Raw genomic sequence first — 7,762 nt, forward strand, 5'->3', positions numbered from 1 at the left:
TCTAGTCAATTCCATTATACCAAACGGAACAGGTTTATGCCTTTTTTATTGGCTGAAATATTGAATTTTCAAGGTTCAACACACCGTATCGGTGTGGGAAGTTTTAGTATCATATTCTCCAATCGTGCAGCTATTGGATAGTGATTGAAAAAATCTTTTCTTTTTTCCAAATATCCTGAATTCTCCTTATTTCTTCACACTCTCTTCCAATTCCAGCAAATACTTATCAAAATCCGACATATACAGCCTATCCTGAATTACACGATACTTTTCAAATTCTGTCTCAGCCTTTGCTTTCGCAATCTCCGCAGTTATTTTCCCTGCGTCTTGAAGAACGTCTCTATCGTCCGCCATTAAAAATAAATCCAGACGTTTTGACCAGTCTTCCATTGTCATAGGTATATGACGTTCAGCCCGGTCCTCAGCCAGATCCAGATATGCGGATACAATTCGTTCCAAAGAACGCATTTCCTTTTCTGTAAGATAATTCTTTGCGACACTGACATCACTTTTCACAATCTTACCTTCCGGTGCCGCGGCCCATGTGGTGAGTCCCATATGAGGTTTCTCTGCGTCTGCCCGCTCGTAGATCAGTTCCGCTGCTGTATGCCCATGAACCGCGTAATGCATTTTATTCTGTACTTTGGCAAAAAACTGTTTCGTCGTCTGTGCTGTCCGGTCATAGTCAAGAGATGTGGCATAGATATCTGTGATTTTCTGATAAAACCTGCGCTCTGACAAACGGATTTCACGTATCTGTTCAAGCAGCCGGTCAAAATATTCCGCAGTAAGCACAGAACCACCATTTTTCAGGCGCTCATCATCTATAACCCAGCCTCTGATTGTATAGTTCTTCACAATGCCGTTGGCCCACCTACGAAACCGGACTGCCCTTTCGTTATTTACTTTAAAACCAACCGCTATGATCATCTGCAAATTGTAATGAGCCACCTCCCGGCTCACCTGTCGGGAACCTTCAGTTTGAACTATTCGGAATTTCCGAATAGTTGCTTCCCTCTCCAACTCACTATCTGCATATATCTTTTTTATGTGCTCATTGATTGTTGGAAGTCCGACATCATATAATACAGCCATCATTTTCTGTGTCAACCAGATGTTTTCATCCTCATATCGCATTTCGATACTGTCCTGCTGATCGCCGATGGACGCCACATAAGTCAGATATTCCGCCGCGCCGGATCGAATCGTCACTTCATCTTTTTTCTTTTTCAAACAGGATACCTCCTCCATATTACCCTTTTATAACATTTTAAATATCACATTCATCCACCGGAACCCTTCCCTTCCGTTTACATCCCCTGTATACCACAATCCCTCTATCCTCACCCGGTCATTGACCGCCAGTATCTTCTCCACCAGTTCTTCAGTAAACTCCAGAAAATAGCGTCCGTCCGCCGCCTCTCCTGTAGGGATCCCGTTTTTCCCGGAGAGATAGAGGATCCCATTGTCTTTCAGGTACAGATCCAGTTTTTCAAAAAAGCGGAGCACTTCTTTTTCCCGCAGATGCAGAAATGACGCGCATGCCCAGATTCCGTCATACCGTTCTTCCGGCTGGTAGCTCTGAATATCAGAGCATACGATTTCTCCTGAGAAAACTTTTCGGATTTCCATGCAGAGATTTTTTGAGGGTTCCAGTGCGGTCACTTTATATCCCTGATCTTGAAAATAGCATGCATCACGCCCGCTGCCGCTTCCCACATCGAGAATCCTCGCCTGCTCCCTCAACAGAGGAAGAAATCTACCATATTGTTCTGACATGTCGGCAGAGAATGTTTCTTCCGCATATCGCTTCGCGTTGTTTTCATAATAATCGCCCATAAACCTACCCCTTCAGGCTCCAATTCGAGAATCCCATGCTTTTTGCCGACTGGTACACCGGAAACAGGATCTCTTCCAGATGCATTGAAAACTCTCTTTCCGACAGTCCTTCCTGATAAAGCTTCTGTCTGATCTCCTGGTTATTCAGATGCTCCCTGGCGCATTTTTCAAACTCAATATGTATCCGGGGATATTCCCACATCGTTTCATAGGATAAATATTCGCTTTTGCACAACACAGGAAAATAGGTATCCCAATCCGGAAGACTGTTGCTTTTGCTGCTGTTAATACTCCGTGTTGTGGGCGTCAGGTTCCACAGTTCATCATGCGCCACATAGGACCAGGGTACAAAATGATCGATGGAGATATTTCTTTCATTCAATGGTTCTTTTCCGTAGATTTCGCGGACAGGTTTTATGGCAATAATCATTTTCCAGTATTTTTTCACCTTCTCCAGATTCCGCTCTTTCGGCGGATAGAGCTTGTCCACGATTCCTGGAACACTGGGATTTCTTTTCTGAAGATATTGGATCAGGTTAAATTCCACCCAGCCCTGTATGATTTCATAGTTCTGTCTGATATAATCCGCCCATTCTTTCTGTATCTGAATCTGAGTATTCAGGCCGTTGAACCCCAGAAAATAATACATCAGCCTTTGTTCCTGATTGATTCTCTCTGCAAGATTTTTCCCGGATCTGTTCCATTCCTTTCCCCTCATGGACTCCATAAAAGGAGCCTGCAGCCGGTAGGGCACATTCTGGAATAAAATACGTTTCATAGCCGTGACTTCCCGGTCCTCACAGGCGGCCAGATACTCCAGGATCACTTCTTTCTTCTCACAGGATTTCATATGGCTGATTCCGCTCAGCCGATGAACCACACGTTCCAGCGCGTCATTCGGCCCCAGATTCAAATGATACTCTGAAACCATGTACCATGCGTCTGCAATCATTTCATCGATCAGCGTTTCAAAGGCGATGATCTCATGGCCCTCTTTGATTTTCCGCGCAATCGCCTGAAACCAGAACAGTTTATAGCATTCGCTTTTGTTGTCAAACAATCTGGAAAAATGGGCGATGTCCAGCACATCAGAATATGGCAGCTGCATATTATTCCCCCAGCTCCGTATATTTCTCTTTATGTCCGTACGCTTTTTCCACCGGATACTTTTCCGCGTTTCTCCTGACTTTTTCCTGAATGATCTCGTCCATATCCAGTCCGCAGGTATCCGCCATCAAAATGCAGTAATTTAATACATCCGCAAGTTCTTCTCTGATTTTGTCTTTTTTCTCCTCGCACCGGACGTCTTCCGCGCTCCACTGAAAAACCTCCAGCAGTTCCGCGGCCTCCAGACAGATGGAGATGGCCAGATCCTTCGGATTATGAAACTGCTTCCAGTTCCGTTCGTCACGGAACCTTAATACCTGCTCGATTGTTTCCTTTGTCATCTTTCTTCCTCACTTTTCTGCGCTCCCAGACACTTTTTCAGACACATGGATAACGCCCGGTCCGGATCCCTTTTATACAGCTTTTTGATCCCCTTCAAGGACTGGTCTGTTCTGGCTCTTTTTGTGAAATCTGTAATGACGCTTCCATTTTCATACCGCATGTCATCGCCTATAATGACTCCGACATAGTCGAATTCCAGTCCCTGGGAAGTATGTATACAGCCAGCCTCATGGACCGAATCTTCATCGATGGCAAAGGTGGCGGTATTCTTCAAATTCCAGCTGATTTCAAAATCTCCGATTTTTATATCATGTACAGAAGGATCATTGACGCCCTCTTTCCTCCAGTTCCAGCAATAGCCGACCAGAATCCTTGCCCTGTTATGCGATGCGCAGTTCCTTTCAATAATCAGTTCCTGCATTTTCACCGGAGAATCCATTATCCTGATGTCATAGTCGATACCCTCCATGTCAAAATTTGCAGTATCACGAATCTCCAGCGTATGATCCAGCCAGGCCAGATACCCGTCTGATCCGTTGCATCGGAACTGGGACACCAATTCCATCTCCGTGATCCGAGCTTTCTCTTTCTTCGCCCATTTTTTGATCTCTTCTGCGCTTCCGATATCCTGAAGCGTGACCCGCTGTCTTTCATCGATAAAAAACACGCTGCATTTCGCCGCATGAATAATTTCCTTAATCTGGTTTTCTCCCATGTTATGGAACATACCGGATTTTTCATTCAGACGATGGGCCTCGTCAGCGTATGTCAAGATAGGTCTAACAAATTTTTCTGCCATTTTTTTGATGGCAGAAAAACCAAGTGTAACCTTAACCTATATTGATTCTATTTCTCACTTTTTTTCTCTTTCTCAGCAATTCCATATGCAACCCAATCGAATCTAGTAATCATAAGCAACATCATAAATACCAAATAAGCCGTATTTTTATTAAAATCCTCTTTTTCACATAATCCATGTGCAATATTATTTCTCAAATTCAGTCCAAGTTCATCCGTAAATACAACTGCTGACATGTCAATTAAGCTTTGTGGCATATATTCCTTTACCATATTGCTTCGTATAAACACTCCGAATATTTTTTCCTGCTGAGATCCATCATTCATATCAATGTGCGTTGTAGCCAAATCATGATAAGAAAATTGTCGTCTGAAAATGCATTCATATAACGGAATTGCAACATGCATAAATGCAGCATATCTTTCCTCCGATAATAATTTCACAGCTTCAAGAATCAAATATTTATTTGCATCCGATAGCCATTCTGCAGATACAATCTGTTCACTCATACCAACATCGCTTAATCCTTCTATCATTGCTTCGTGCATAACCTGCTCGAACCAAATGTTGGTTATAAGTTTTAAATGTGTAACATAATCATCATATTGAAAATATCTAATTTGGTCTTCATCTTTAGATGCCTCGACTATCTTCCTTTCATTAGTCATCTTAGCTATAGAAACAAATTTCCAAATCCAATTGCTCTGTCTTTTCTTACCTTTTTCATACGATTCAGTCATATCTGGGAAAAATCCTTTGCTATTATCCAGAATATTAGCTATAACAAATCCTGTTATATTTCTAAAATCCTTATCCAGATTACCTGTAATAAATTTATGTATTTCATTCAAATAAGCTTCACTGTTAGGAACTTCATACCTAACCGAAGTACTATGCGTAGTTTCTCCAATATGTACATTGGCTTTTTTTAATTTTGATAGCGTATCATTCATACTACTATGCACGCCGTAATTATTACCATAGCTAGCAGCCCTTTCATAGAAAACTGCTGCATTATAGTAATCTCCCTCTATCATTGCCGCATCGCCAAGTTTTATTTGTTTCTCAATCCTTAGTTTTTTTAATTTTTTACACATTTCTTCATCTTTCAACTTATTTGCAATATAAAGCAAATTATCAAAAATATATTCAGCTGTTGGTGCATATGCGCCATTGCATATAGCTATTGCCGCAATGCCTTGATTCACTATTTCCTTTATGTTATCTTCATGATCATTTACATTCTTTTTTATGAATACTAATTTCGAATACAGTCGTATTTGAAACGGCAAAAACAACAATTGGTCCTCTTTCAACACAATATCTGAAAGTACAAATTCTCTGACTTTTTCAATATATTTCTTTATCACATCGATTTTCTGATAAACTACTGAAAGATGTACAATTCGTGCACAGTAATGCCATTCCTTATGTTCTTCAAGAGAACCAAACAAATTTTCCATGGTCGCAATCGCATAATCTATATATTTGTATCCATTTTTCTTATCACATTGTATCAACACATTATAATATCTTGATAAGACTTCATCAGAATATATGCCAGCTTCATTATCCACAAGATCCCTATAAAAACTTATTCTCTCCTCAGTAAAAGACGCAATATCGGGATATCTAAATCCATTACTATAGGAGCAAGCGTCCACCAACTCATTGTTTTCAAAATCAATAAAATTCTCAACAAGATCTAAAGCTTCTACTTCCCATCTAAGATATTCTGTCCAATTAGCCTGATCAGCTTCATCCTTTATTGATTTCATACATTCCTTTAGTTCAGAAATACCTAAAGAGCTCAACTCATTTATAATACCTTTTTTGAAATCAATATACTCAGCTATATTTTTCATTTATCATCATCCCCAAAATAAATTTATGTTTATCATTTCTATAGTTTTTACCCTTCCCTTTTCACATATGTAAGTTCAACATCATACCCCAGTGCTTCCATCATCTGCACAAAAGTCTTATTCACCACGCCATCCTTCTTTTTAATCAAACGATTAACATAAGCCTTTGTGGTATCAATCTCTTCGGCAATCTGCACCTGTGTTTTTCCTTGCTCAATACATTTCACTTTTACATCAACTTCGATATTGTTTTTTACCATAATTCCTGTCCTCTATCGAAAAATTCAGTTATCTTATTCGTATAATTTATAGTACATCAAAACCTCATATTTTTCAACGATCGGATAGGGGAGATTTTATTCTCCCCTTCCACACCACGTAGCGTACCGTTCGGTACTACGCGGTTCAATAGTTTATACGTACTTTCAGATAGTGGGCAGTCATGGATGGGTATCCGAGTCTGTCCACTATGATTGTCTTGGTAAGCACAGAGTTCAGCATCTCTGCCGCTCTCCATGTTCCCTTCCGGCAGTTCGCCAGTTCATGCACTTTCCATTCCGGCAGGTGGAGCGCGCGAAATATTTTATATAATTGTAGTGAAATTTCAACTACAATTATAGGGAACCTTTGAGTATCAGGAAATCCGCAGGAATATTTGACGGTTCTTTCCAAAATTAGTTGATATCACCGAATTAAAGCAATATAATAATACTGGGTGATGGTTCATGGAACAGGAAATCATAAGATCATTAAGTCCGGATCTGGAGTGTATCCGGTGCAGGTTAAAAACCGGACAGATTATTTTCGAAGTTCGATCTGCAAGGAGGCAGGTTCCCTGCCCTTATTGCGGGACTTTTTCATCAAAAGTACATTCCGTCTATCAGCGTGAGATCCAGGACATTCCGCTGCAGGACCGGCAGACAATACTTTTATTAAACACCAGAAAGATGTTCTGCATGAATCCTGCCTGCGGCCATAAAACATTCTCTGAAAGATTTGATTTTATTGCTCCAAAAGAGAGAAAAACCAGGCGGCTGGTGAATAAGATCCTGAAAACATCTTCCAAATTAAGTTCTGTCAGTGCTTCCGCTTTACTGAAGGAAGATTCCATAAAGGTCTGTAAAAGCAGCATCTGTGATCTGCTTAAAAAAAATGCCGGCTCCTGTGGATAAGTCCGGCGTCACAAAGATTTGTGTGGATGACTTTGCGTTCCGTAAGAGATATTCCTACGGGACAGTGATGGTTGACCTGGAAAGCCATAGAATTATTGATCTCCTCGATTCCAGAGAAACCGGTAAGGTTGAGGAATGGCTGAAATCTTATCCAAATATCCAGGTTATTTCCCGCGATGGCGCACAGACGTATGCTTCTGCAGCGGCCAATTCCCATCCCGGGGCATTACAGATCAGCGACCGTTTTCATCTGCTGAAAAATCTGTCCGGCGCAGTGGAGGAATATATGTACAGGCTGTTCCCTTCCCGCCTGGCTGTCCCTGCTGTTTCACAAAATCCGGAAATGCAGGCCCTTTATGATACCAGGAACCGCACGGAAAGGATACTGTTTGCCCGAAAAAAACGCTCCGAAGGCTATACGGTTAATGATATCGCGCTTCTCCTTCATTCTTCCGTGACAACCATAAACCGTTATCTTTCGATGCCGGAAGATAAGTGAATATTTCACGCCATGAGAACCATCGATACACTTTTGAGATCCACCAGTACACATAAGTGATCCACCATTGATCAGTTCATGCAATAGATCCGCCCCGATGCCGAGAGGCCAGGTTTTTACTTCAGCTATTCTTTTGTAG

At 41.3% G+C, this 7,762-nt stretch carries 9 protein-coding genes; 2 read left to right on the forward strand and 7 right to left on the reverse strand.

Features of this window, described 5'->3' with window-relative positions; translation table 11 throughout:
- Nucleotides 1–186: 186 nt before the first annotated feature.
- Genes B5F29_RS16085 through B5F29_RS16115 form a run of 7 tightly spaced genes read right to left on the reverse strand, consistent with a single transcriptional unit; the run spans nt 187 to nt 6,212 of the window.
- Nucleotides 187–1,233: a virulence RhuM family protein gene (locus B5F29_RS16085; RefSeq protein WP_087155603.1), complete on the reverse strand. Its 1,047-nt coding sequence runs from the start codon at nt 1,231–1,233 to the stop codon at nt 187–189.
- 27 nt (nt 1,234–1,260) lie between these two features.
- The gene (locus tag B5F29_RS16090) at nt 1,261–1,839 is read right to left on the reverse strand and encodes a class I SAM-dependent methyltransferase (RefSeq protein ID WP_087155604.1); all 579 of its coding nucleotides are present in this window, start codon (nt 1,837–1,839) and stop codon (nt 1,261–1,263) included.
- Nucleotides 1,840–1,843: 4 nt separating this feature from the next.
- Nucleotides 1,844–2,947, reverse strand: a complete 1,104-nt coding sequence (locus B5F29_RS16095; protein WP_242955702.1) for an HNH endonuclease domain-containing protein — start codon at nt 2,945–2,947, stop codon at nt 1,844–1,846.
- A gap of 1 nt (nt 2,948) precedes the next feature.
- Nucleotides 2,949–3,287 carry a nucleotide pyrophosphohydrolase gene (locus tag B5F29_RS16100; protein ID WP_087155605.1) on the reverse strand — a complete coding sequence of 113 codons (339 nt, stop codon included), beginning with the start codon at nt 3,285–3,287 and terminating at the stop codon, nt 2,949–2,951.
- On the reverse strand, nt 3,284–4,087 hold the full coding sequence (locus B5F29_RS16105; protein WP_275532946.1) for a DNA/RNA helicase domain-containing protein: 804 nt from the start codon (nt 4,085–4,087) through the stop codon (nt 3,284–3,286). Before B5F29_RS16105 ends, B5F29_RS16100 begins: the two co-directional genes overlap by 4 nt.
- 47 nt (nt 4,088–4,134) lie before the next feature.
- The gene (locus B5F29_RS16110) at nt 4,135–5,952 is read right to left on the reverse strand and encodes a DUF4209 domain-containing protein (RefSeq protein WP_087155606.1); all 1,818 of its coding nucleotides are present in this window, start codon (nt 5,950–5,952) and stop codon (nt 4,135–4,137) included.
- A gap of 47 nt (nt 5,953–5,999) precedes the next feature.
- Complete coding sequence (locus B5F29_RS16115; protein WP_087155607.1) at nt 6,000–6,212, reverse strand: helix-turn-helix domain-containing protein; 213 nt, start codon at nt 6,210–6,212, stop codon at nt 6,000–6,002.
- A 465-nt stretch (nt 6,213–6,677) separates the two neighbouring features.
- Here B5F29_RS16115 and B5F29_RS17350 point away from each other — a divergent pair, with 465 nt between their 5' ends.
- Together B5F29_RS17350 and B5F29_RS16125 are read left to right on the forward strand one after the other, a co-directional pair.
- Nucleotides 6,678–7,124 (forward strand): transposase family protein, encoded by a 447-nt coding sequence (locus tag B5F29_RS17350; protein WP_442911284.1) that lies wholly within the window; start codon nt 6,678–6,680, stop codon nt 7,122–7,124.
- The gene (locus B5F29_RS16125; RefSeq protein ID WP_242955704.1) at nt 7,087–7,623 is read left to right on the forward strand and encodes a transposase; all 537 of its coding nucleotides are present in this window, start codon (nt 7,087–7,089) and stop codon (nt 7,621–7,623) included. Before B5F29_RS17350 ends, B5F29_RS16125 begins: the two co-directional genes overlap by 38 nt.
- Nucleotides 7,624–7,762 lie beyond the last annotated feature (139 nt).

It is taken from the genome of Lachnoclostridium sp. An196, assembly GCF_002160135.1.
Taxonomy (GTDB): Bacteria; Bacillota; Clostridia; order Lachnospirales; family Lachnospiraceae; genus Hominiventricola; species Hominiventricola avistercoris.